The 23,238-nt window shown below is 33.0% G+C and carries 22 protein-coding genes; 14 read left to right on the forward strand and 8 right to left on the reverse strand.

What is annotated here, in order from left to right; genetic code table 11:
- Positions 1-293: 293 nt before the first annotated feature.
- Positions 294-617 carry a hypothetical protein gene (locus EP747_RS19830; protein WP_129691805.1) on the reverse strand — a complete coding sequence of 108 codons (324 nt, stop codon included), beginning with the start codon at positions 615-617 and terminating at the stop codon, positions 294-296.
- Positions 618-989: 372 nt separating this feature from the next.
- Between EP747_RS19830 and EP747_RS19835 the strand changes: the two genes are divergently transcribed.
- The 3 genes from EP747_RS19835 (at position 990) to EP747_RS19845 (ending at position 3,510) form a co-directional block, all read left to right on the forward strand.
- Positions 990-1,763, forward strand: coding sequence for an SDR family oxidoreductase (locus EP747_RS19835; protein ID WP_129691806.1), 774 nt, complete (start codon positions 990-992; stop codon positions 1,761-1,763).
- A 195-nt stretch (positions 1,764-1,958) separates the two neighbouring features.
- Positions 1,959-3,092 (forward strand): alanine dehydrogenase, encoded by a 1,134-nt coding sequence (gene ald / locus EP747_RS19840; protein ID WP_129691807.1) that lies wholly within the window; start codon positions 1,959-1,961, stop codon positions 3,090-3,092.
- Positions 3,093-3,282: 190 nt separating this feature from the next.
- Positions 3,283-3,510 carry a hypothetical protein gene (locus EP747_RS19845; RefSeq protein ID WP_235832951.1) on the forward strand — a complete coding sequence of 76 codons (228 nt, stop codon included), beginning with the start codon at positions 3,283-3,285 and terminating at the stop codon, positions 3,508-3,510.
- A 57-nt stretch (positions 3,511-3,567) separates the two neighbouring features.
- Here the strand turns inward: EP747_RS19845 and EP747_RS19850 are convergent, their stop codons facing one another.
- Both EP747_RS19850 and EP747_RS19855 read right to left on the reverse strand, forming a co-directional pair.
- On the reverse strand, positions 3,568-4,092 hold the full coding sequence (locus EP747_RS19850) for a GNAT family N-acetyltransferase (RefSeq protein ID WP_129691808.1): 525 nt from the start codon (positions 4,090-4,092) through the stop codon (positions 3,568-3,570).
- Position 4,093: 1 nt separating this feature from the next.
- A complete protein-coding gene (locus EP747_RS19855) occupies positions 4,094-5,188 on the reverse strand; it encodes a M24 family metallopeptidase (RefSeq protein WP_098426562.1) in 1,095 nt (364 codons plus the stop codon).
- A gap of 189 nt (positions 5,189-5,377) precedes the next feature.
- Between EP747_RS19855 and EP747_RS19860 the strand changes: the two genes are divergently transcribed.
- Together EP747_RS19860 and EP747_RS19865 are read left to right on the forward strand one after the other, a co-directional pair.
- Positions 5,378-6,064, forward strand: coding sequence for a metal-dependent hydrolase (locus EP747_RS19860; protein WP_129691809.1), 687 nt, complete (start codon positions 5,378-5,380; stop codon positions 6,062-6,064).
- Positions 6,065-6,194: 130 nt separating this feature from the next.
- The gene (locus tag EP747_RS19865) at positions 6,195-7,511 is read left to right on the forward strand and encodes a DRTGG domain-containing protein (protein ID WP_129691810.1); all 1,317 of its coding nucleotides are present in this window, start codon (positions 6,195-6,197) and stop codon (positions 7,509-7,511) included.
- Positions 7,512-7,616: 105 nt separating this feature from the next.
- Here EP747_RS19865 and EP747_RS19870 read toward each other — a convergent pair whose 3' ends face one another.
- Together EP747_RS19870 and EP747_RS19875 are read right to left on the reverse strand one after the other, a co-directional pair.
- Positions 7,617-8,630, reverse strand: a complete 1,014-nt coding sequence (locus EP747_RS19870; protein ID WP_129691811.1) for a hypothetical protein — start codon at positions 8,628-8,630, stop codon at positions 7,617-7,619.
- Between the two features lie 33 nt (positions 8,631-8,663).
- Entirely contained in the window at positions 8,664-8,954 is a 291-nt protein-coding gene (locus tag EP747_RS19875) for a YtpI family protein (protein ID WP_129691812.1), read from the reverse strand.
- A gap of 93 nt (positions 8,955-9,047) precedes the next feature.
- Between EP747_RS19875 and EP747_RS19880 the strand changes: the two genes are divergently transcribed.
- Positions 9,048-9,986 carry a DHH family phosphoesterase gene (locus EP747_RS19880; protein WP_129691844.1) on the forward strand — a complete coding sequence of 313 codons (939 nt, stop codon included), beginning with the start codon at positions 9,048-9,050 and terminating at the stop codon, positions 9,984-9,986.
- Between the two features lie 48 nt (positions 9,987-10,034).
- On the opposite strand, the gene ytrI is transcribed toward EP747_RS19880, so the two are convergent.
- Positions 10,035-10,538: a sporulation membrane protein YtrI gene (gene ytrI, locus EP747_RS19885; protein WP_129691813.1), complete on the reverse strand. Its 504-nt coding sequence runs from the start codon at positions 10,536-10,538 to the stop codon at positions 10,035-10,037.
- On the reverse strand, positions 10,538-10,834 hold the full coding sequence (locus EP747_RS19890) for a YtrH family sporulation protein (RefSeq protein ID WP_091023738.1): 297 nt from the start codon (positions 10,832-10,834) through the stop codon (positions 10,538-10,540). The genes ytrI and EP747_RS19890 overlap by 1 nt, the downstream gene beginning before the upstream one ends.
- A 212-nt stretch (positions 10,835-11,046) precedes the next feature.
- Here EP747_RS19890 and dnaE point away from each other — a divergent pair, with 212 nt between their 5' ends.
- From dnaE to EP747_RS19925, 7 genes are all read left to right on the forward strand, one after another.
- Positions 11,047-14,391: a DNA polymerase III subunit alpha gene (gene dnaE, locus EP747_RS19895; protein WP_129691814.1), complete on the forward strand. Its 3,345-nt coding sequence runs from the start codon at positions 11,047-11,049 to the stop codon at positions 14,389-14,391.
- A gap of 133 nt (positions 14,392-14,524) precedes the next feature.
- Positions 14,525-15,757: an NAD(P)-dependent malic enzyme gene (locus EP747_RS19900; RefSeq protein WP_129691815.1), complete on the forward strand. Its 1,233-nt coding sequence runs from the start codon at positions 14,525-14,527 to the stop codon at positions 15,755-15,757.
- Between the two features lie 370 nt (positions 15,758-16,127).
- Entirely contained in the window at positions 16,128-16,928 is an 801-nt protein-coding gene (gene accD, locus EP747_RS19905; RefSeq protein ID WP_129691845.1) for an acetyl-CoA carboxylase, carboxyltransferase subunit beta, read from the forward strand.
- A complete protein-coding gene (gene accA, locus EP747_RS19910; RefSeq protein ID WP_419179331.1) occupies positions 16,928-17,884 on the forward strand; it encodes an acetyl-CoA carboxylase carboxyl transferase subunit alpha in 957 nt (318 codons plus the stop codon). The genes accD and accA overlap by 1 nt, the downstream gene beginning before the upstream one ends.
- A gap of 244 nt (positions 17,885-18,128) precedes the next feature.
- A complete protein-coding gene (gene pfkA / locus EP747_RS19915; protein WP_129691817.1) occupies positions 18,129-19,088 on the forward strand; it encodes a 6-phosphofructokinase in 960 nt (319 codons plus the stop codon).
- A gap of 79 nt (positions 19,089-19,167) precedes the next feature.
- The gene (pyk, locus tag EP747_RS19920; RefSeq protein ID WP_129691818.1) at positions 19,168-20,922 is read left to right on the forward strand and encodes a pyruvate kinase; all 1,755 of its coding nucleotides are present in this window, start codon (positions 19,168-19,170) and stop codon (positions 20,920-20,922) included.
- Between the two features lie 100 nt (positions 20,923-21,022).
- Positions 21,023-21,418: an FxsA family protein gene (locus EP747_RS19925; RefSeq protein ID WP_129691819.1), complete on the forward strand. Its 396-nt coding sequence runs from the start codon at positions 21,023-21,025 to the stop codon at positions 21,416-21,418.
- A 101-nt stretch (positions 21,419-21,519) separates the two neighbouring features.
- Here EP747_RS19925 and ytvI read toward each other — a convergent pair whose 3' ends face one another.
- Positions 21,520-22,632 (reverse strand): sporulation integral membrane protein YtvI, encoded by a 1,113-nt coding sequence (gene ytvI, locus EP747_RS19930; RefSeq protein WP_129691820.1) that lies wholly within the window; start codon positions 22,630-22,632, stop codon positions 21,520-21,522.
- 123 nt (positions 22,633-22,755) lie between these two features.
- On the opposite strand from ytvI, the gene EP747_RS19935 reads away from it, so the two are divergent.
- Complete coding sequence (locus EP747_RS19935) at positions 22,756-23,214, forward strand: DUF441 domain-containing protein (protein ID WP_129691821.1); 459 nt, start codon at positions 22,756-22,758, stop codon at positions 23,212-23,214.
- The last annotated feature ends 24 nt before the right edge of the window (positions 23,215-23,238 follow it).

A 23,238-nucleotide genomic window follows, 5' to 3' on the forward strand; every position in this document is an offset into this window, starting at 1 on the left:
GTAAAGGATAATTCATTATTTCAATTGACTAGTCTATTGTTTTTAAGATTATTATTTTTTTATAAAGAAACTTGATTGGAACGAAAGGGTGCTCGACTCCTATGGGAGAAGCGGGAAGGCTGAGACCCCACAGGCGGCGCCGAGGAGGCTCAGGTCTCGCCCCATGGAAAGCGAGCACCCTGTAGTGGAAATCAATATGACACAACTTACTTATCAATGAACAATCCAACAATTTAATTGACAAATTCTTTTTTGAACAGCATGAAAAAGCTAACAAATTTATTGTTAGCTTTTTAAGCATGTATTTTTGTATCATTGGACATTTGTTGGTTACTTCTAAACCAGATCCAAAGATCGTTAATAATTGATGCTAATTCTGCAATTTCAGAATTTAATTTACAGCTCAAAGCAAAATCTGATTCATGATTTAATTGTTCTTGTTTATGATTAATCGAAAACTCTAAACGCTTAATTTGATCAGGTATTTCACCACGAATATATTCCCATTCAGTAATAATCATTAGTTGTTGATCGCGAGAGTAATCTTCCCAATCCAGCTTTAGGCTAGGTAGAAAAATACCTAATCGTTCATCGTATGAAAAATAATCTTGTAACATTTTTTTACTCCCCCTCATGACTATATTATACATTGAAAAAATATGTGAAACATATTGATTTTTAAATTTCTAGATTTCTGAAATAAAAATTGTTTGTAAATAGCCTAAAATCTAAAAATAAAAATTATTAAAATAAAAGGAAAATAATTCATAATAATAGAAAACATAGTTATCTTTTAATAAAATAATCTTACTAAATTAAAGATATATGTATAAGATAATGACATAATTTTTAAAGGCTTGGCTATATGCTTAAATAACCTATTAAAAAAGTTAATGAAAATAGAGTTTATAAATACATACAATTGATTGATTTATCTAGATGATTTTCACAAATATATATAATTATTTAGACTTGAAAGGAAGAGTTTTATGAGGCATGCTGTCATTACGGCAGGATCGAAGGGGTTAGGGAAGAAAGTAACTGAATCATTTTTAAATGAAGGTTATTCAGTAACTGTTACGTACTTTTCTGATGAACAAGCTGTCAAAGAGCGAAAAGAAGAATGGAAGGATTATTTGGACCGTGTTCTTTTTGTAAAAGGTGATATTTGCGATAAACAATTTATTAATGAGATTGTCTCAAAAACGATGGAGAAATTCGGTAGGGTTGATTGTCTTATTAATAATGCTGGTCCGTATTTATTTAACCGTAAAAAACTGGCTGACTACACTGATGAAGAGTGGGAATACTTGTTGTATGGAAATTTGCACAGCGTATTTTATCTTTTAAAGCAAATTATTCCAATTATGAGAAAGCAGAAATATGGACGTATAATAAATTATGGATTTCAAGGTGCCAATGCAGCTTCGGGATGGATTTATCGTTCTGCATTCAGTGCAGCTAAAGTAGGTCTAGTTTCATTAACTAAAACAATAGCCTATGAGGAAGCTGAAAACGGTATAACCTCTAATATGATTTGTCCAGGAGATATTTTTGGTGATATGAAAGAAGCAAATCAAACTGAAGCAAGTAAGGATGGAAAAGGTCTTGCACCAGTTGGAAGATCTGGTACTGGAGAAGATATAGCAAGGATGGTGCAATTTTTGTGTAAGGAAGAGTCTGACTTCATAACAGGTGATATATTTGAAGTCACTGGTGGCTTGGATGTCATTAATAAATACAGACATATTTCATTATCATGAGAATTCATGGGACAATTCCATTTTTAAAGCATAATTTATAGTAAAAAAGATTCTGAATTAATATTTATTAAACGAAATTAAGCGTTTTCATTTTCTGCACTATATGTTTTGTGTTAATATAAAAATGTATTATTTTTTAATAAATAGAGCTCATCCTAAGAGGCACGAATTAAATATATTTCAGGGGGAAATAACATGCGTATTGGGGTACCAAAAGAAATAAAAAACAACGAAAATCGTGTAGCAATGACACCAGCTGGAGTAATGAACTTAGTTGGACATGGACATTCAGTTTACATTGAAACAAATGCTGGACTTGGTTCAGGATTTACTAATGAAGAATACGTAAATGCTGGCGCAACAATTGTTGAAACAGCTGAAGAGGCTTGGAATAATGAAATGGTTATGAAAGTTAAAGAACCAATTCCAAGCGAATATGGATATTTCCGTGAAGGATTAATTTTATTCACATACTTACATTTAGCTCCAGAGCCTGAATTAACTAAGGCTTTAATTGATAATAAAGTAATAGGAATTGCTTACGAAACTGTACAAGTTGGTAATACATTACCGTTATTAACTCCAATGAGTGAAGTAGCAGGACGTATGTCAGCTCAAATCGGTGCTCAATTCCTTGAGAAAAATAAAGGCGGAAAAGGTATTTTATTAGGTGGAGTACCAGGAGTACGTCGTGGAAAAGTTACAATCATTGGTGGAGGTGTAGCAGGAACAAATGCTGCTAAAGTAGCTGTTGGTCTTGGTGCTCATGTAACGATGATTGACTTAAATCCAGATCGTTTACGTCAATTAGATGATATTTTCGGTCATCAAATTACGACTTTAATGTCAAACCCTTACAATATTGCTGAAGCGGTTAAAGAATCTGATCTTGTAATCGGTGCAGTATTAATTCCAGGTGCAAAAGCGCCAAAACTTGTAACAACAGAAATGATCGAATCAATGGAACCAGGTTCAGTTGTAGTTGATATTGCAATTGACCAAGGTGGTATTTTCGAAACAACAGATCGTATTACAACTCATGATTTCCCAACATATGAGAAGCATGGAGTAGTACACTACGCTGTAGCAAACATGCCTGGTGCAGTACCTCGTACTTCTACTATGGCATTAACAAATGTTACAGTACCTTATGCAGTTCAAATTGCTAACAAAGGTTATCAAAAAGCTTGCTTAGATAACTCTGCATTATTCAAAGGTATTAACACACTTGATGGATATGTAACATACGAAGCAGTAGCGGAAGCTCACGGCTTAGAATACAAAGAAGCAACTACTTTATTACAAGGTACATCTGTTTCTACAAACTAATAAAAAGTAAAATCCCTTTATCGAAATCGGTAAAGGGATTTTATTTTATTCTCAATTCTAATAACATTCACTTTGATTTATAGTAAAATTATATTATAATTTCCATTTTATGTAAAAAGGAGTGGGGATATTGGAATTTATTTTTATACTTATTTTTCTGATTACAGGTATTTTGGGGTTTAACTGGCTAATGGGTTATCGTAATCAAAATATTACATTAGATTTAGATGAGCGTTATTTAAATCTAAATGAATATGCGAAGGCTGTGAAGGCTGAATTAGAAAGCCAAGGTAAAACAGTTGATTACAGAGGAAATAGACTTTTTATAATAAATGGTAAACAATATCATCTAATGAACGAAATGTATCAATGGGTGGTGTTCCATTACAACATACGATCCTTCAAAAGGTATAAATAAAAACCCCCTTCTCCATCTAATTGAAGAAAGGGGTTTTTATTTGGTATTTAAACCTCACTAAAAATTATATTCATCTTTCAAAATGCTATATTGATACATATCACGATGAGCGCCTTTAAAAAACTCATGTTTGCGCAATATACCATCTAAATGAAAGCCTAGTTTTGTAAGGAAATTTTGTGAAGCAATATTAAATTCGTATACTTCACCATATATTTTTATGAGTTTTAATTCATTAAAAGCATAATTAAGTAGATAGTTTAATGCAAATGAACCAATTCCTTTATTTTGCATTGAGTGATCTCCAATTACGATTCCAAAAGCGGCATGATTATTCTCTTGATCAAGATTTCCTAATTCAATTCTTCCAATACAAATACCATTGTATTCGATTGTGAACAAATGGAGATTAGGTTTAAGTCCATCAAAATATTTTTCATAGCCTTGTACCATTTCATCTAAAGAACGTGGTTTTTCTATTCCTACAAGTTTACCAATCTCATCATCACATTCCCATTTATGCATAATTGGGATATCTGAGGGAAGTACTTGTCGAATATTTATTAATTCGTCTTGATTCATATTATAGGATGATTAATTCTTTAGGGAACTTCGTTAATGTCATTGCACCAGTTTCTGTAATAACGATATCATCTTCAATACGAACTCCACCAACATTTGGTACATAGATTCCTGGTTCAATTGTATATGACATACCCGTTTTAATAATACCAGTATTTGAATCATTTACTGATGGGTAATCGTGGATACCAATACCTAAACCGTGACCAATACGGTGAACGAAATATTCGCCATATCCAGCGTCTGTGATGATTTGACGAGCAGCACGATCAACATTTCCCAATACTTCGCCTGGTTTACTCACTTCGATTGCAGCAAGTTGACCTTTTAAAACGGTTTCATAAATTTCTCGTTGTTGCTCATTTGGTTGACCAAACATTACTGTACGAGTAATATCTGAGCAATACCCATCAACGATAAATCCTAAGTCCATAAGTACAAAATCACCTTTTTTAATTGGGTTTGTACCTGGATTTCCATGTGGTAACGCCGAGTTTGCACCAGTTAAAATTAAAGTACTAAATGAAGTTTTAGAAATACCTTTTTTCTTCATTTCGTATTCCATTTCAGCAATTAAATCCATTTCTGTTTTGCCTTCAGCAATACGATCAACAATAATTTGGCAAGCCATGTCAGCCGCTTCAGCAGCAACTTGCATACGACGAATTTCTTCACTATCTTTAATTAAACGTAAGTCATGTAATTTTTCCTCAGCTGCAAGGAATTGTACACCAGGGAAAAGTTGTACTAATCTTTCATAGCGGCCAACAAGAAGATGTTCTTTTTCGATCGCCATACGATTTACTGTAATATTACGTTTTGCTAATGATTCTTGTATCATTGCCCAAGGATCTTGACTATCATTAAAGCCTATTACGTCATATTTCCAGCCGGCATTTTGTACATGTCCAACTTCCATTTGTGGACATACAAGAATTGGCTCATCATTTGGAAATACAAGACAAGCTAAAAGACGCTCATGTGGATTACAATGGAAATTAGTTAAATAAAATACGTTCTCAGTAGATGTAATAAATCCTAGTTGAATATCTTGCTCTTTTAACCAAGTTGATAGATTTTGTATACGGTGTTCCATTTGTAACATCCTTTCTTAAAAAACAAATTACTGCAATTAACAAAAAAGTCTTTACAGTTTATAACACTCTTATTTTATCATTTTTTATCGAATTTCGTAAAATAGTTAACTTATTTCTTATTTTTGTAATAGAAAATAATCTGTTAAAATGTGGTAGAGACCAATTTAATAATAAAGGAGCGACTTCATTTGAAAATTACATATTTTGGGCACAGTGTTATTTTAGTAGAACACGGTCAAGATTCAATTATTATTGACCCATTTATTAACGGCAATCCACATACAAATGTGAAAGTAGAAAATATTAAAGTGAATTATATTTATGTAACACATGGTCATGGCGATCATTTAGGTGACACAGTTGAACTAGCAAAACGAAATGATGCAACTGTTATTGCTCCTGTGGAATTAGCAACTTGGATCTCGTGGCAAGGTGTCAAAGTTGTCCCTATGCATATCGGGGGAGAAAAAGAGTTTTCATTTGGTAATTTAAAATTAGTAGAAGCAATCCATGGTTCAAGTATTGTTGATGAAGAAAATAAACAAATAATTAATGTAGGACCACCATCAGGCGTTTTATTAAAAATAGCTGATAAAACAATTTATCATGCTGGTGATACTGCATTATACAGAGGTATGAAAACATTAGGTGAGTATGAAAATATCGATATAGCATATTTACCAATTGGTAATCATTTTACAATGGGAATCGACGATGCAGTAATTGCTTCTGAATGGATTAATGCACAGCAAGTTATTCCGATGCATTATAATACATTTCCACCAATCCAAGTAGACCCAAATGAGTTCCTTGCAAAATTACCAAAGAAAAATGGTTTCATCCATGAGCCAAATACAACAATTTCTTTATTGTAGTATAGGCTATCGAAGAAAATAATAGTACAGTATTAGAAGCACGTAGAAACGTGCTTTTTTTCATGGTATGAATTGTTATATAATAGTTAATAAAAATATTAATACAACCATTGAAAGCTTGGTGAGGTAATTGACTACAAAGCACGATCAAATACTAGAACATATTGAACAACTACCGGTCGGTCACAAAATATCAGTAAGACAAATTGCAAAAGATTTAAGTGTAAGTGAAGGTACTGCATATAGAGCAATTAAAGATGCAGAAAACAAAGGATTTGTTAGTACCATTGAACGTGTAGGTACGATTCGAATTGAAACGAAAAGAAAAGAAAATATTGAAAAATTAACTTTTGCCGAAGTTGTTAATATTGTTGATGGACAAGTTTTAGGTGGTAAAGAAGGATTACATAAAACACTTAATAAGTTTGTTATTGGTGCAATGCAGCTTGATGCGATGATGAGATATATTAGTGCAAATAATTTATTAATCGTCGGAAACCGAGTGAAAGCACATGAATTAGCATTAAAAGAAGGGTCAGCGGTTTTAGTAACAGGTGGATTTGATACAGATGAAAGTGTAAAACGTCTTGCGGATGAAATGAAAATGCCGATTATTTCTTCTAGTTATGATACGTTTACTGTTGCGACGTTAATTAATAGAGCAATTTATGATCAGTTAATTAAGAAAGATATAGTACTAGTTGAGGATATTCTCATTCCAACTGAAAAAACAGCTACACTATCTCCATTTGATGAAGTTGAAAAGTGGTATGAACATAATAGAGACACAGGTCATGGAAGATATCCAGTAACAGATGATCGAGGTAAGCTAATAGGAATTGTAACTTCAAAGGATATCATACATGAACAACGTACTCAAAGAATTGATAAAGTTATGACTAGACAACCAATAAGTGTAAATGAAAAGATGTCGGTTGCGGCAGCTGCTAGAATGATGGTTTGGGAAGGCATAGAGTTGCTACCAGTTGTAAATACATCGAATAACTTAATCGGTATTATAAGTCGTCAAGATGTACTTGAAGCACTACAGCAATTGCAACGTCAACCTCAAGTGGGAGAAACAATAGATGACATAGTTACGAGTCAATTTCATAATAATAAAGATCAAAAAAATGATGACTTTACAATTAGATGTAATGTAACTCCGCAAATGACGAATGTAATTGGTACTCTTTCACATGGCGTATTTACGACGATTGTAACCGAGGCAGGTAAACGAGCAGTTCGTGACATGAAAAAAGGGGACTTAATCGTAGAAAATATTACAATTTACTTCGTACAGCCAGTTCAAATTGATGATGTAATTGAAATTAAACCAAAAGTTTTAGAATTAGGTCGTAAGTTTGGAAAAGTTGATGTTGAAGTATTTCAGCAAGGGATATTAGTAGGGAAAGCATTAATGATGATGCAGTTATTAGATCGATGAGATATGGAAGCCGTATTTTGGCTTCCATTATTTTTTTTAGTTACGTAAAAAAAAGCAGGAAACGATTCCCGCCTTTGAAGTTTATGAAAAGATCATCCCGTATTTTTAATTCGAAAGTAGTTTATTAACTCGATTAACAAATTCATTATTTTCGTTTCTAGTATCAAAATCTTTTGCTAAGTCATATACAATTTTCTCTAATTTCTCTAAGTCATAAATAAATTCATCTTCATTTATTTTCAATTTTTTCGCCATAAATAATGCTGCTAGCCAAAACTCGAATTTATATGATAGATTCGAAAGATTGTCACATAAATCAACATGTTTATAGAACAATTCAATTGCTCTGTCAGGATCACAAAAAGTTAAAAAAATCATTTGCTCACTTAGTTCAGGAATGTATTTTGTGCGATTATATGTTACAAAATAAGCTTTTTGTTGAATGATGAATGCTTCATCTATTTTGCTTTCTTCTAATAAAGGAAGAAGTAATTTTGAATAAGATTTGTGAATCGCTTCGTCACAATCAATTGAGCTATTCATGATTTTATTTTGCAAATTTAAGGCTTCTTGGAGGTGATCAGTTTTTAGTAAATAAATCATTTCACCATACATTTCACATTTTTCACAATTACTTAAATGATCCCTTGGAGATTTTTTAAATAGTTGATAGTTTTGTTTTGCGTAATCAATTTGATCTAAATATAAGTTCATTATAAAAAGAGCTTGAAAATAAGGTCTTAAAGAATAGTTAGCAATCACTAAACGATTCTTAAAATCCTCGAAATAATGGTGAATTTCTTCTAAAGAGAATCTGAGGGACTGAGGTATTATTTCTAACAACCACTTGTACAGCCATAGGATCTGCTCTTGCTCGATACGTTCTTCGTTTTGATCATATAAATCTACACACCACAAAAAGGTATCGATAAATAAGTCTATTTCACCAATAGAAAAAGCAGTTTCTGCTAATTCCATATTAACGTAATATAGATATCCCCATTCCTCTTGATTCTCTAATTCTTCTGCAAAAGTAAGTAGTTTTTGAAGTTTAATACTAGAATGTGATAATTCTACTAGTTCATCAAATTTTGATGAAAATAGATCTTCTGTCATCATGTAAGTTTTCTCACTTTCTAGATTACTATAAGATTAAACAGTTTGTTTATTTTCAATTGCTTTATAATGCTTATTCTGTAAGTATCCACGATATAGATTTGCCACACCAAATAGGATGAACACAATCCCAACACAAATTCTTATTAATTCAAGATCTATAACAATTTGATTTATACCGTAAAGCAATAAGAATAATCCAAAAGTTAATCTTGCACGTGATCCTGCAATTTTTTTTGTTAATAGTTCGCTTGTAAAGAAAAATTTGGTAACGTAAAATAAGAAGAATAGAAAAGATATAATTACGATTGTTGCAATGCTATTCACTTAGCTTCCACCTTTCAATGACTAATACATAATTCTATTTTACAGTCATAGAAACTATATTTCAAAAGTTTTCATATAAAGGAGAGTTTTATGTTGAAGGAACAAATTTTAAAAGATATACATTCATTTGATACGATAATCATTCATCGTCATGTTCGCCCAGATCCAGATGCAATTGGTTCACAGTGCGGTTTAGCAGAGATGATTAAAGCAAGTTATCCTGCAAAAAAAGTATATGTAGTAGGACATTTGCCACAATCTCTAGAGTATTTATATAAAATGGATGAAATTGAAGATGAAGTATATAATGATGCACTTGTCATTGTTTGTGACACTGCCAATACTGAACGAGTAGATGACGCTAGGTATTCAACTGGAAAGAAACTGATTAAAATTGACCATCATCCGAACGTAGATCCATACGGTGACATTATGCATGTTGATACTACTGCCAGTTCAACAAGTGAGTTAATTTTTGAACTAGCAGAGAGTAGTAATGAACAATTAGTCGTTACTGACGAAGCTGCGAGGCTAATTTATGCGGGGATTATTGGAGATACAGGAAGATTCCTATTTCCAAGTACAACAGAAAGAACTTTTCATGCAGCTAGTAATTTGATAAAAAAGAAGTTCTCTATTAATGAAATATATGACAATATGTACGAAACATCAATTGAGATGGCTCATTTAAATGGATATGTTCTTCAAAATTTTAAACTAACAGACGAGGGAGTCGGTCATATAAACATGACAAAGGCTCTAATGGATGAATACAATGTAAACTCTGAACAAGCTTCATTGGCTGTAAGTTCACTTGGACATATAAAAGGGGTAAAAGCTTGGGTTATCTTTTTAGAAGAAGATGATTTAATTCGAGTTCGTCTTCGTTCAAAAGGACCAGTTATAAATGGAGTAGCCGCTATGTTTAACGGTGGTGGGCATCCGCTTGCATCTGGAGCGAAAGTCTTCTCATGGGAAGAAGCAGAAAAAGTAGTGGAAGAATTAAAAAAGGTTTGTAGGGAAGAAAAATAAAGCTTAAAAATAAATTTGAGAGGCTAATCATAAATTCTAGCCTCTCATTTATTTTGTGCTTTTTATTTTTAATGTAATTTCTAATATGGTATCAAAGTAGATTGTATCTATTTCAAGTTTAAATCGCCGATCATCTTTAATATATACTTTGTTTTCGATTGCACGTCTTAATAATTCCCGATTTTGGGAAACGCTTTTTATATCTTGAGTAAGTAAATTACTAAGGTCATCCTTTACATCATTAACAAGTTGATGATTAGTAAATTCATTTAAATTGTATTGCTTGTAATTTAATATTGTCACTTTGATTTCTTGAACTGTTAAATTTCGTTTCTTTTCCTTGTTCATTCGCTCCATATTTTCAAAAAATATATTTTTATCTCTTAAATATGCTTTATTGAGCATTTTTAATTCAGATATTTGTTTTACTTGCTCTTCTTCTGTTACACCATAAAAATAAATAAAGACAAGCCAACTAATGATAAACCCGAAAAAAATGCCTACAAAAAATTTTGCCCAAGCGTGGGAGAGTTGTTCTGGAGGAGCTTTCATTAAACATGTTCTCCTGTAAACCATTGAATAATGATTGTACCTGTATGTGTTCCTCCCATGGCGGCTATAATCATGAAAATTTGCTTAATGAATTCGATTGTTTCTCCTTCAAATAAACCTTTTTCAAAACTATAAAAAGTATCAAATGTTCCGCCAATCGCCCCAACAATTGCCCAAATTCGTAACTTCATTGATAAATCATACATGCTGCTGAGTGGTGGCTGTCCAATGACGTAGTAACCGATTGAACCAATTATCGAACCACCTATTATGATTCCTAGTGAAATAAAATACATTGAAATTAATGCTGGTATAAATGGCAACTTAAGCTCCAATTGTCCTCACTCCCTCAATTAATATATATGGACAAAGTGTTATGTGTATGATGAGTATTAAAGTAAGTTGAAAATAAATGATTTGTTTTAATTTTCACGAACGAAAATAGAATGTAAGTTCGTATTTTGTGATAGAATAGATTATATTGAAAAGATGGTAAGGAGGAATGTAGATGAGTTTTGTTCATTTGCAAGTTCAAAGTTCTTATAGTTTATTGCAAAGCGCATGTAAAATAGATGAATTAATCAATGCTGCTGTTAGAGAAGGACATCCTGCGCTTGCTATTGCAGATGAAAATGTCATGTACGGGGTAATTCCTTTTTATCATGCGTGTAAAAAAGCAGGGATTAAGCCAATAATTGGGGTGAAACTCTCAATTTTAATGGATGAACAGCAGTCTTCTCCGATGATTTTACTAGCGAAAGATTTGACTGGTTATCAAAACCTTTTAAAACTTACAAGTATTATAGGGACAAAATCACCAGAAGGAATTCCTAAAAAGTGGTTATCTGCTTATAGTAACGGCTTGCTTGCAATTACACCAGGAATCGAGGGAGAAATTGAAAACTTACTATTGAATGGAGAAATCGAAAGAGCTATTGTTCATTTAAAAGAGTATCAATCAATTTTCGAACACTTTTTTGTCAGTATTCAAGATCACGGTTTACCTGAAGATCGTTCGCTATATCCATTAATTAAACAAGTACAAAAAGAAACAAACATCAGTTTAGTTGTTACAAATGACGTTCGATATATTGAAAAAGAGGATGCTCTTATTCAAGATGCATTATTTTCAGTTAAAAGTGGTACTAAGTTATCGGACGAATCAAGACCAAGATTACATTCGAACGAATATTATTATAAATCAAAAGCTGAATTATTGAAGCTGTTTTCTGATGAAGAAGAAGCATTTCAAAACACGATACATATTTCAGATATATGTAATGTAACGATTCCTTTTCATCAGCCGTTATTGCCTAAGTATCCAGTACCTGATGAATATTCAACATTGGAATATTTAAAAATGGTTTGCGAAAATGGCATGAACGAGCGGTACGGGGAAATAAATGATGAACTTAAACAAAGATTGGAATTTGAGTTAAATACAATCAATAAGATGGGATTTAATGATTACTTCCTCATTGTTTGGGACTTTATTAAATATGCACATGAACAAGGAATATTTGTTGGACCAGGACGAGGTTCCGCCGCGGGATCTTTAGTGGCTTACGTATTAAAAATTACGAATGTAGACCCAATACATTATAATTTACTATTTGAACGATTTTTAAATGAAGAAAGAATTACAATGCCAGATATTGATATTGACTTTCCAGATCATCGACGAGATGAAATGATTGATTATGTCGCTTCAAAATATGGTGATGTGCATGTTGCACAAATTATTACATTCGGAACATTAGGAGCAAAAGCAGCCATTCGAGATATTGCCAGGGTAATGGGGCTTACACCAACTGAAATAGATCGGTATTCGAAGCTAATTCCATCTTCACTAGGAATTTCATTAAAAGATGTCTATGATCAATCAAAACCATTTAAAAGTCATGTTGAACATTCTGGTATTCATAAAAGAATATTTGAGGTAGCTTGCCAAGTTGAAGGATTACCACGTCATACAAGCATCCATGCAGCAGGTGTTATTATATCTGAACTTCCGTTAACAAATGTTGTCCCGTTACAAGAGGGAAATCATGGAGTGTTTTTAACACAATATCCTGCAGAAATACTTGAAGAGCTTGGATTAGTAAAGATGGACTTCCTTGGCCTACGTAACTTAAGTTTATTGGAAGAGGTCTGTCGATTAATTTATGAAGCAAAAGGCGAAGTAATAAAGTTGGAAGAAATTCCGTTACAAGATCTAAAAACATTTGAAATTCTTAGTAAAGGAGATACTTCAGGTGTATTTCAGCTAGAATCATCAGGGATGAGAAGAGTACTACAGCAATTACAGCCAAATCAGTTTGAAGATATAGTGGCTGTAAACGCGTTATATCGTCCGGGTCCAATGGAGCAAATCCCTAGATTTATTCAATATAAGCATGGATTGGAGAAGGTTACGTATCCTCATCCAGTTTTAGAAAAAATATTAAAACCAACATATGGGGTAATTATATATCAAGAGCAAATCATGCAAATTGCTTCAACTCTTTCAGGGTTTACTCTAAGTGAAGCAGATTTACTTCGAAGAGCTGTAAGTAAAAAGAAGAAGGAAGTTTTAGACGAAGAAAGAATTCATTTTGTAGAAGGTGCAATATCTAAAGGTTATGATGAACAAGTTGCAAATGAAGTATACGATTTAATTGTCCAATTTGCTAACTATGGATTTAATAGGAGTCATGCTGTTGCGTATAGTATGATTGCGTATCAACTAGCATATTTAAAGGCAAATTTTCCTCTTGAATTTTATGCAGCACTTTTATCCAGTTTTATAGGAAGTGAAGAGAAAGTATCGAACTATATTGGTGAAGCAAAGTTGAAAGGGATCCCAATTTATCCACCTTCAATAAATAAAAGTCAATATGCATTTGTAGTTGAAGGAAATGGAATTCGATATAGTTTATTAGCTATTAAAAATATAGGATTGGCAACTGTAAGAGAAATTCTACAAAAGCGGCCATATAAAGATTTTTTTGAAGTGTGTATTAAAATATCACCAAAAGCATTAAACCGTAAAAGTATAGAAAATTTAATTTTTTCAGGATGCTTTGATGAGTTTGAGCTCGACCGTGCAACACTATTAGCAAATATTGATATGATTTTTGATTACGTGGATATAGTAAGACCTGAAAATGAAGATCAATTTGATTTATTTCTTGATGAAGATTTTGTGCCTAAACCAGAAATTATTAAAGTGGAGCCAATGAAAATTTCAATTAAGCTTGAACTTGAAAAACAGGCTTTAGGTACTTATTTATCAGGTCATCCAATTAGTCAATACGAGAAGTTGTTTAATGAAAGTGATGCTGGGGCTATTTCATCAATTATGATGAAGAAAGATACAGAGCATCTACTGTTTGTCTATATTAAGGATCTAAGGGTTACAAAAACAAAAAAACAACAGCATATGGCTTTTTTACAAGTTGAAGATTTAAGTACTTCGATCGATGCTGTCGTATTTCCGACTACTTTTGAAAAATACCGTCATAAATTAAAAGAAAAAGAAGTCGTCGTAGTTAAAGCAAAAGTTGATGAACGGGATGAAAGAAAACAATTAATTATAAATGAAGTTCTTACAATCGAAGAAATGGAAGAAATAAACGATCAAAAGAAGTATACTTTATTTATTAAAATAACGGGACATACTAATAAAAATATTTCCTACACAATACAGCAAGCAATCTCTAAGTTTAAAGGGCATGCGAAAGTCGTGCTTTACTATGAGGAAGATAAAAAAGCTGTTCAATTATCTGAACACTATTATGTGAATCCTTCTGTGAATTGTCTTTCGATGTTAAGAAATATTGTAGGAAATGCAAATGTTGTATTAAAGAAATAGACATTCTTCTCTAAACTATTTATTATTAACATGTGATATCATACAAAAAGAAAATTTTACCTTTTAAAGAGAAAATCACTAAGAAATATACAGTTGAAAAATCAACTCGTCAACATTAGGGAGAGTGAAAAGTTTGTCATTATTAAGTGAAGAAGCATTACATATGCATAGAGTACATCAAGGTAAATTAGAAACAGTTTCTAAGGTGCCAGTTACAAATGCTAAAGAACTAAGTTTAGCGTACTCGCCAGGTGTTGCCGAGCCGTGTAAAGAAATTTACGAAGAAAAAAGCAGAGTGTATGAATACACAATGAAAGGTAATATGGTTGGTGTAGTTTCGGATGGATCTGCCGTTCTTGGACTAGGTAATATTGGACCAGAGGCTGCATTACCTGTAATGGAAGGTAAAGCTGCGTTATTTAAAAGCTTTGCTGGTGTTGATGCATTTCCAATCTGCTTAAATACGCAAGATGTAGAGCAAATCATTCAAACAGTAAAATTGTTAGAGCCTACATTTGGTGGAATAAATCTAGAGGATATTGCAGCTCCAAACTGCTTTATAATAGAAGAACGCTTAAAGCGTGAAACAAATATACCAATTTTCCATGATGATCAACATGGAACGGCTATCGTTACACTTGCAGGTTTAGTAAATGCTTTAAAAATAGTGAATAAAAATATGGCTGATATTAAAGTAGTCCTAAATGGTGCAGGAGCTGCAGGTATTGCTATATTAAAATTATTGTATCGTTTTGGTGTTCGCCAAATTATTATGTGTGATACAAAAGGTGCGATTTACGAAGGTCGTCCAAATGGTATGAATAGCGTAAAAAGTGAAGTTGCAAAATACACTAATAAAGATAAAATACAAGGTAGCCTTAAAGAAGTACTTGAAGGGGCAGATGTATTTATTGGGGTTTCTGTAAAAGGAGCAGTAACTCAAGAAATGGTTCGTTCAATGAATGAAAATCCTATTATTTTTGCAATGGCTAATCCTGATCCAGAAATTATGCCTGAAGATGCAAAAGAAGCTGGGGCTTTAGTAATTGGTACTGGTCGAAGTGATTATCCTAACCAAGTAAATAACGTTCTTGCATTCCCTGGAATTTTCCGTGGAGCATTAGATGTTCGTGCTACACATATTAATGAAGAGATGAAAATTGCTGCAGTAAATGCAATTGCAAGCTTAGTAAGTGAAGCTGATTTATCACCAGATTTTATTATTCCAGCACCATTTGATCCTCGAGTGGCTCCAAAAGTAGCTGCTAGTGTGGCAAAAGCTGCAATGGAAACAGGTGTTGCGAGACTGAATGTTGACCCGAAAGAAATCGAAGAAAAAACAAAAAAACTAGCTTTAATTAAATAGTTTTATTACCAGATATCAATATTAAAGGGGATAGTATTACAATACTGAAATTAAGTAATGTAGTACTATCCTTTTTTATCTGATATAATACTTAGATGTGGTAAAAAAGCGCAGAGATTGTTGGAAAATAAAGGAATTTCATAAAAAATGTATAAATTAATTTTTTGAGATTTTCTACAAATTTCAAGTTGGTTAAATGGTTGAAATGACGAAATTTAGCTGAATTTTATCGACAAATGTTAACAAAAAGTGTATAACATTTATAGTATCCTATTAGTATTTAGTACTAAAAAAGTTAGGAGGAATTAGGTTGCAAATCAAAGACTTATTTTCCAAAAAGAAAAAATATGCATCTATACCTTCAGAAGTAATGAGACAAGATTTACCTGACGGTGTTATGACAAAATGTCCTAAATGTAAAAAAATTAGTATTACAAAAGAATTAATAAAAAACCTAAAAGTTTGTAATAATTGTGGATATCACCATCAAATGACAGCATTCGAAAGAATCGAAAGCTTAATTGATGAAGATACTTTTGAAGAGTTTGATCAAAATATGGTTTCTGCGAATCCTTTACACTTCCCTGATTACATAGAGAAGCTTGAAGGTGATCGTAAAAAAACAGAGCTTAACGAGGCAATTGTTACAGGAAAAGGAAAAATCGACGGAATTCCTGTTGTAATTGCAGTTATGGATGCGAGATTCCGAATGGGAAGCATGGGTTCTGTTGTCGGAGAGAAAATAACTCGTGCAGTTGAGCGAGCTTCATCTGACGGTTCACCATTTATTATTTTTACTGCATCTGGCGGAGCTCGTATGCAGGAAGGTATTTTAAGTTTAATGCAAATGGCAAAAACTAGTGCTGCGCTTAAAAAGCATAGCGAGCTAGGTTATTTAGCAATTTCAATTATGACAAATCCAACTACAGGTGGAGTATCTGCTAGTTTTGCGTCTTTAGGCGATTTTAACTTTGCTGAGCCTGGTGCTTTAATTGGTTTCGCTGGTAGACGTATTATTGAGCAAACAATCCGTGAAGAACTACCTGAAGACTTCCAGACTGCAGAATTCCTTTTGAATCATGGTCAGCTTGATGCAGTCATTTCACGATTAGAATTACGTTCAAAATTATTTACAATCCTTAACTTACATCAAGGGGGTGTCTTGCAATAGTGGTTATGTTAGAATTCGAAAAACCGATTCATGAACTAAAGACGAAAATAGACGAACTAAAGGTTTATACAAGTCAACATGATGTTGATTTTTCTGAAGAAATCAGACGTTTAGAAGAACGTTTAAAAACTTTAGAAAATGAAATATACGGTAACATGGGAGTTTGGGATCGTGTACAAGTTGCTAGACATCCAGAACGACCAACTACTTTAGATTATGTTAATAGATTATTTACGGATTTCTTTGAGTGTCATGGTGATCGATTATTTGGAGACGATGCCGCAATCGTATCAGGTATCGCATCTTACCGTGGATTACCGGTTACTGTAGTTGGACATCAACGTGGTAAAGATACAAAAGAAAATATTAGACGTAATTTCGGTATGCCACATCCAGAAGGGTACCGAAAAGCACTTCGTTTAATGAAACAAGCTGAGAAATTTAACAGACCGATTATTGCGTTTATCGATACAAAAGGTGCATATCCTGGTAAAGCAGCTGAAGAGCGTGGACAAAGTGAAGCAATTGCCCGAAATATTTTTGAAATGGCAGGCTTAAAAGTACCTACTATTTGTATTGTAATTGGCGAAGGTGGTAGTGGTGGAGCGTTAGCATTAGGAATTGGTAATAAGTTACTGATGTTAGAAAACTCAACTTACTCTGTTATTTCACCAGAAGGTGCAGCAGCATTATTATGGAAAGATTCTTCACAGGCACGTAGAGCAGCTGAAACAATGAAAATTACAGCTCCAGACTTATTAGAATTAGGTGTAGTTGACCAAATTATACCTGAAGTAAAAGGTGGAGCACAAAATGATGTTGAACAACAGGCGAAATATATCGACAAGTACTTATACGAAACATTAAAGTCACTGTTATCTATGGATAAAAAAGAGCTAGTTCAACAACGATATGAAAAACACGCAAAATTAGGGAAAATTTCTTTTGACCAATAATATTTAGTTTAACTTCTAGAGTGTGTGAAACAATATGTTAGCATGCTCTTTTTGTATTTTTTTTTTTAAAATAGTAAAAAATAGCAATATGCATAAAGATGTCGTCATACTTTTAAAAGTGTTTCTTTCATTAAAAAAAGTTTATGAAAAAGTTCACATTATTTCTATTGTTTAAATAGGCATTACATGGTACTTTATTTAAATGAATAAAAGCATAAGGTAAAATCATTGAGGTGAATACATAATGAAAAGAATTGGCGTATTAACTAGTGGAGGAGACTCTCCAGGAATGAACGCTGCTGTACGTGCAGTTGTAAGGAAAGCGATTTTCCATGGCCTAGAAGTTTATGGTGTATACCAAGGTTATTCTGGTCTTATTAATGGAAATATTGAGAAACTAGAGTTAGGTTCTGTTGGTGATATTATTCACCGTGGTGGGACGAAACTACTTAGTGCACGTTGTCCAGAATTTAAAACATTAGAAGGACAAATGAAAGGAATCGAACAGCTTAAAAAGTTTGGAATTGAAGGATTAGTTGTTATTGGTGGAGATGGATCATATCAGGGTGCAAAGAAGTTGACTGAACATGGTTATCCTTGCGTTGGTGTTCCAGGTACAATTGATAATGATATTCCAGGTACAGATTTTACAATTGGATTCGATACAGCATTAAATACTGTTATTGATGCGATTGATAAAATTCGTGATACAGCAACATCACATGAGCGTACATATGTAATCGAAGTAATGGGTCGTAATGCAGGTGATATTGCATTATGGGCAGGATTAGCTGATGGAGCAGAAACGATTTTAATACCTGAATGTGATTATGATATGGATGATATTATTAGTAAATTAAACCGCGGTAGTGAGCGTGGCAAAAAACATAGTATCATTGTCGTTGCAGAAGGCGTCGGAAGTGCAATTGAGATTGGTAAAATAATACAAGATAAAACTAACTTTGACACGCGTGTAACAGTTTTAGGACATGTTCAACGTGGTGGTTCACCAAGTGCTGCTGATCGAGTTTTAGCAAGTCGTCTAGGAGCGAGAGCGGTTGAACTACTTATGGAGGGCAAAGGTGGACGTTGTGTTGGAATCCAAAATAATAAGTTAGTTGATCATGATATTATCGAAGCGTTATCCCAAAAGCATGAACTTGATCGAGATATGTACCAATTATCTCAAGAACTTTCAATTTAATTAGGTAGATTTAATTGAGCAATCGATTTCATAAATTTCGTAATAGTTTTGAGTTTTATATAAATTTGGAGGGTAAAAAATGCGTAAAACAAAAATAGTTTGTACGATTGGTCCTGCTAGTGAATCGGTAGAAAAATTAGTAGAGTTAATTAATGCAGGAATGAACGTAGCACGTTTAAACTTCTCGCATGGTTCTCATGAAGAGCATGCTGCAAGAATTACAAGTATCCGCGAGGCTTCAAAAAAAACTGGTAGAACTGTAGCGATTCTTTTAGATACAAAAGGTCCTGAAATTCGTACTTTAGATTTTGAAGGTGGCCAAGCAGAATTAAAAACTGGAAATGAAGTTATTATTACTACTGAACCAGTAGTTGGTACAGCAGAAAAATTTGCAGTATCTTACGAAGGATTAATTGACGACGTGCATGTTGGTTCTAAAATTCTAATCGATGATGGATTAATCGGATTAGAAGTAATTGGTATTGAAGGAAATGATATTCGTACTAAAGTGTTAAACAGCGGTTTAGTAAAAAATAAAAAAGGTGTAAACGTACCAAATGTACGTGTAAATTTACCTGGTATTACAGAAAAAGATATAAGCGATATCGAATTTGGTATTGAGCAAAATGTTGATTTTATTGCTGCATCTTTCGTTCGTAAAGCTTCTGATGTATTAGAAATTCGTGAGCTTTTAGGTAAACATGGCGCTGAATATATTCAAATTATACCTAAAATCGAAAACCAAGAAGGGATCGATAATATCGATGAAATTCTTGAAGTTTCAGATGGTTTAATGGTTGCACGTGGTGATATGGGCGTAGAAATTCCACCAGAAGAGGTACCAATAGTTCAAAAACTATTAATTAAAAAATGTAATAATTTAGGTAAGCCAGTAATTACAGCTACTCAAATGTTAGATTCTATGCAACGTAATCCTCGACCTACACGAGCAGAGGCAAGTGACGTAGCAAATGCTATTCTTGATGGAACTGATGCAATTATGTTATCAGGAGAAACTGCTGCAGGTTCATATCCAATCGAATCTGTTTCAATGATGAACTCAATTGCGCTTCGAATTGAAAAAAGCTTACAATACGAAGAATTATTTAAAAAGCGTCAAAGAGAAAATAAAGGAACAATTACAGATGCAATTGGTCAATCGGTTGCAGCAACAGCTCTAAACTTAAAAGTAGCTGCAATTATTGCTCCTACAGAGAGTGGACATACTGCGAAAATGATTTCGAAATATCGTCCAAAAGCTCCAATTTTAGCTATTACATCTGATATTCGTATTTGTCGCCGCCTAACTTTAGTTTGGGGAGTTCAAACTGAATATAGAGAAAGAGCAAACTCAACTGATGAAATGTTACAACATGCTATGGAAGCGGCTCAAGACGCTAAATTTGTTTCAAATGGTGATACTGTCATCATTACTGCTGGATTACCAATCGGTGAAACAGGTATGACAAATATGATGAAAATCCATGTAGTAGGTGACGTGATCGCTCAAGGTCAAGGTATTGGTCGCAAAACTGCTGCAGGAAAAGTTATCATCGCAAAAACAGGTGAAGAAGCTGTATCGAAAGTTACACCAGGAAGTATTTTAGTAACAAATAGTACAGATAGAGATATGATGCCAGCGATTGAAAGAGCAGCAGCTATTATTACTGAAGAAGGTGGATTAACTAGCCATGCTGCAGTAGTAGGTGTTAGCTTAGGAATTCCCGTAATTGTTGGAGTGGAAAATGCAACGAACATCTTTGTAAACGGTCAAGCTGTTACAGTAGATGCTTCTAGAGGAATAGTTAGTACAGGACATAAAAGCATATTTTAAGATATAATAAAGAGAAGGACAAAGTTTCCTTCTCTTTATTTTTTGATATAAATAAGATTATTAAGAGATATTTTAATTCTAAGCAAGAGGTGAAACTACCATGAAAAAACTTGTTGGTTGGCTATTGTTAATCCCATTAATTGATTTAATCTGTTTAACATTACTTGGTAGAGTAATTGGTTCCTTATCAGTATTTCTTTGGCTAATCGGTACGCTTTTGATTGGTATATATATCATGAGAACCGTTTGGGTTACAGTTAAACAACAAGCCGGAGAACAGCTTCGGGCAGGCAAAATGCCAGATTTAATCATGATAGAGGGATTATCATTTTTTCTAATTGGCCTCCTATTTTTTATTCCGGGACCAATTACCGACTTATTGGCAATCGTGTTGCTAATTAAACCAATTAGAATCAAATTTGTTCAACAACTTATTTATTTTGTAATGAAAAAGCTAAAAGGTAATGTTGTTTGGACTGGATATATAAAGAAATGAACATTGAAAATGCAAAAGATTTTTTATAAGAGACAAAAAACGAGAAAGCAGTTAGCTTTCTCGTTTTTAATTTGCAAAGAAATAAAAATTTGATTTTCAGTTTAATTCGAACCTCTAATATAATACCAAAGTTCATGGAAGACTCTTGCTCGATACAAAGTTGATAAAATTACTAAAGTTACTGGACCGGCAATCAATCCTAGTAGACCAAAAAATTTAAAACCAACAAATAACGAGATTAAAGTAGGAAGTGGTTGTAGTCCAATATTTGAAGATAGAACTTTTGGCTCTGCAAGTTGACGTTGGACAATTACAACACCATATAAAATTGCAAGACCAATCGTTAATTTATAATCGCTAGACAGAAATGTATATAAGATCCATGGTACGAAAATTAAGCCAGTTCCTAAGTAAGGAAGTAAGTCAATGAAGCCGATTATAATTGCGATAGTGATTGCGAAAGGAATTCTTAATATTAATAATCCGATTAAGACTAGCACTGTCGTCATAGAAATAAGAGTGATATGTGCTTTAATAAAACCAAATAAAGCTTTTCGTAAATCAATAAAAATTGTTTTGCTGTAATGTTGAATTCGATCTGGAGTATATTTTGCGAATAAATTTTTTATTTTGTACCAATCTTTACTAATAAAGAATGTTGCTAATAAAGAAACGAATATTAATGTAGCAGTATTTGGTAATAAAGCGATTACTAATTTAATCCCTACAATAATTCCGTTTAATGCTTCTTTTCCTAGATTAATTGCAGAATCGCCAATTGATTGTATATTTGTGCGAATCGTTTGCTGTTGACCAGCACCGAGTTGACTATATTTACTCATAATTAAGTCATATAAAGGAATCACCTTATCAGTAACAATATTTTCAACGAAATAAATTAATCGTTCAAAGCTTTCTGGAACAACTTGAATTAAATAGGTTGAACCTGAAATGATTTCCGTAATTAGTAATGTAAATAATCCTGCTAGAACAGCTAATAGTAAAATAATTGATAAAAATGCTGCTATTCCTCTTGGTATTCTGGCTTTTTCGTTTAATAAATTTACTAGTGGATTTAAAAGGTATGCAATGATAAAAGCAATGATGAAAGGGTATGTAAGTTTTGAGATGAATAGTGCCACGTAAAGACCTAAAATAATACATGCGATCACAAATAAAAACCGGATGATCTGAAAAACTAAAGTTCTATTCAAACTTTTACCTCCTTCCAAAGTGAAATGAGTCCTCTTGTCTTATTTTATCAAGAAATATTTTTTTATAATAGTAAAGTTTGATAGTATTTATTAATAAATTATACATTAAGGGGATACTAACAAATGAGTGAATCGACAATATTTCTCTTAGTTTTATTATTAATTGGTGCAATCGCTAAAAATAACTCTTTAATTATTTCAATTATAGTATTGTTAGTACTAAAATATACTCCTCTAGGAGATCGAGTATTTCCGTATATGCAATCAAAAGGTATTAATTTAGGCGTAACGATTATTACGATTGCTGTATTAGTACCAATCGCGACTGGTGAAATCGGTTTTAAAAATTTAATTGATGCATTAAAAACGCCTGTTGCTTGGATCGCACTACTCTCTGGTATCGCCGTGGCTCTTCTGGCAAAAGGTGGAGTACAATTATTAGCTACTAGTCCACAAATAACAGCAGCATTAGTACTAGGTACTGTACTGTCTGTAGCAGTATTTAAAGGGGTTGCAGTAGGGCCTTTAATTGGAGCTGGAATCGCATATCTATTCATTTGGATAGTAGAATTAATTAAGTAATTGCATAATAATTATATTTTAGTA

Origin of the sequence: Gottfriedia acidiceleris (assembly GCF_004138285.1) — a bacterium.
GTDB lineage: Bacteria > Bacillota > Bacilli > Bacillales > Bacillaceae_G > Gottfriedia > Gottfriedia acidiceleris_A.

Coding starts and splice junctions, on each gene's coding strand:
- EP747_RS19830 (WP_129691805.1), bottom strand. CDS start 617: ATGTTACAAGATTATTTTTCATACGATGAACGATTAGGTATTTTTCTA.
- EP747_RS19835 (WP_129691806.1), top strand. CDS start 990: ATGAGGCATGCTGTCATTACGGCAGGATCGAAGGGGTTAGGGAAGAAA.
- ald (WP_129691807.1), top strand. CDS start 1,959: ATGCGTATTGGGGTACCAAAAGAAATAAAAAACAACGAAAATCGTGTA.
- EP747_RS19845 (WP_235832951.1), top strand. CDS start 3,283: ATGGGTTATCGTAATCAAAATATTACATTAGATTTAGATGAGCGTTAT.
- EP747_RS19850 (WP_129691808.1), bottom strand. CDS start 4,092: ATGAATCAAGACGAATTAATAAATATTCGACAAGTACTTCCCTCAGAT.
- EP747_RS19855 (WP_098426562.1), bottom strand. CDS start 5,188: ATGGAACACCGTATACAAAATCTATCAACTTGGTTAAAAGAGCAAGAT.
- EP747_RS19870 (WP_129691811.1), bottom strand. CDS start 8,630: ATGATGACAGAAGATCTATTTTCATCAAAATTTGATGAACTAGTAGAA.
- ytrI (WP_129691813.1), bottom strand. CDS start 10,538: ATGAAAGCTCCTCCAGAACAACTCTCCCACGCTTGGGCAAAATTTTTT.
- EP747_RS19890 (WP_091023738.1), bottom strand. CDS start 10,834: ATGTATTTTATTTCACTAGGAATCATAATAGGTGGTTCGATAATTGGT.
- dnaE (WP_129691814.1), top strand. CDS start 11,047: ATGAGTTTTGTTCATTTGCAAGTTCAAAGTTCTTATAGTTTATTGCAA.
- accD (WP_129691845.1), top strand. CDS start 16,128: ATGAGACAAGATTTACCTGACGGTGTTATGACAAAATGTCCTAAATGT.
- pfkA (WP_129691817.1), top strand. CDS start 18,129: ATGAAAAGAATTGGCGTATTAACTAGTGGAGGAGACTCTCCAGGAATG.
- pyk (WP_129691818.1), top strand. CDS start 19,168: ATGCGTAAAACAAAAATAGTTTGTACGATTGGTCCTGCTAGTGAATCG.
- EP747_RS19925 (WP_129691819.1), top strand. CDS start 21,023: ATGAAAAAACTTGTTGGTTGGCTATTGTTAATCCCATTAATTGATTTA.
- EP747_RS19935 (WP_129691821.1), top strand. CDS start 22,756: ATGAGTGAATCGACAATATTTCTCTTAGTTTTATTATTAATTGGTGCA.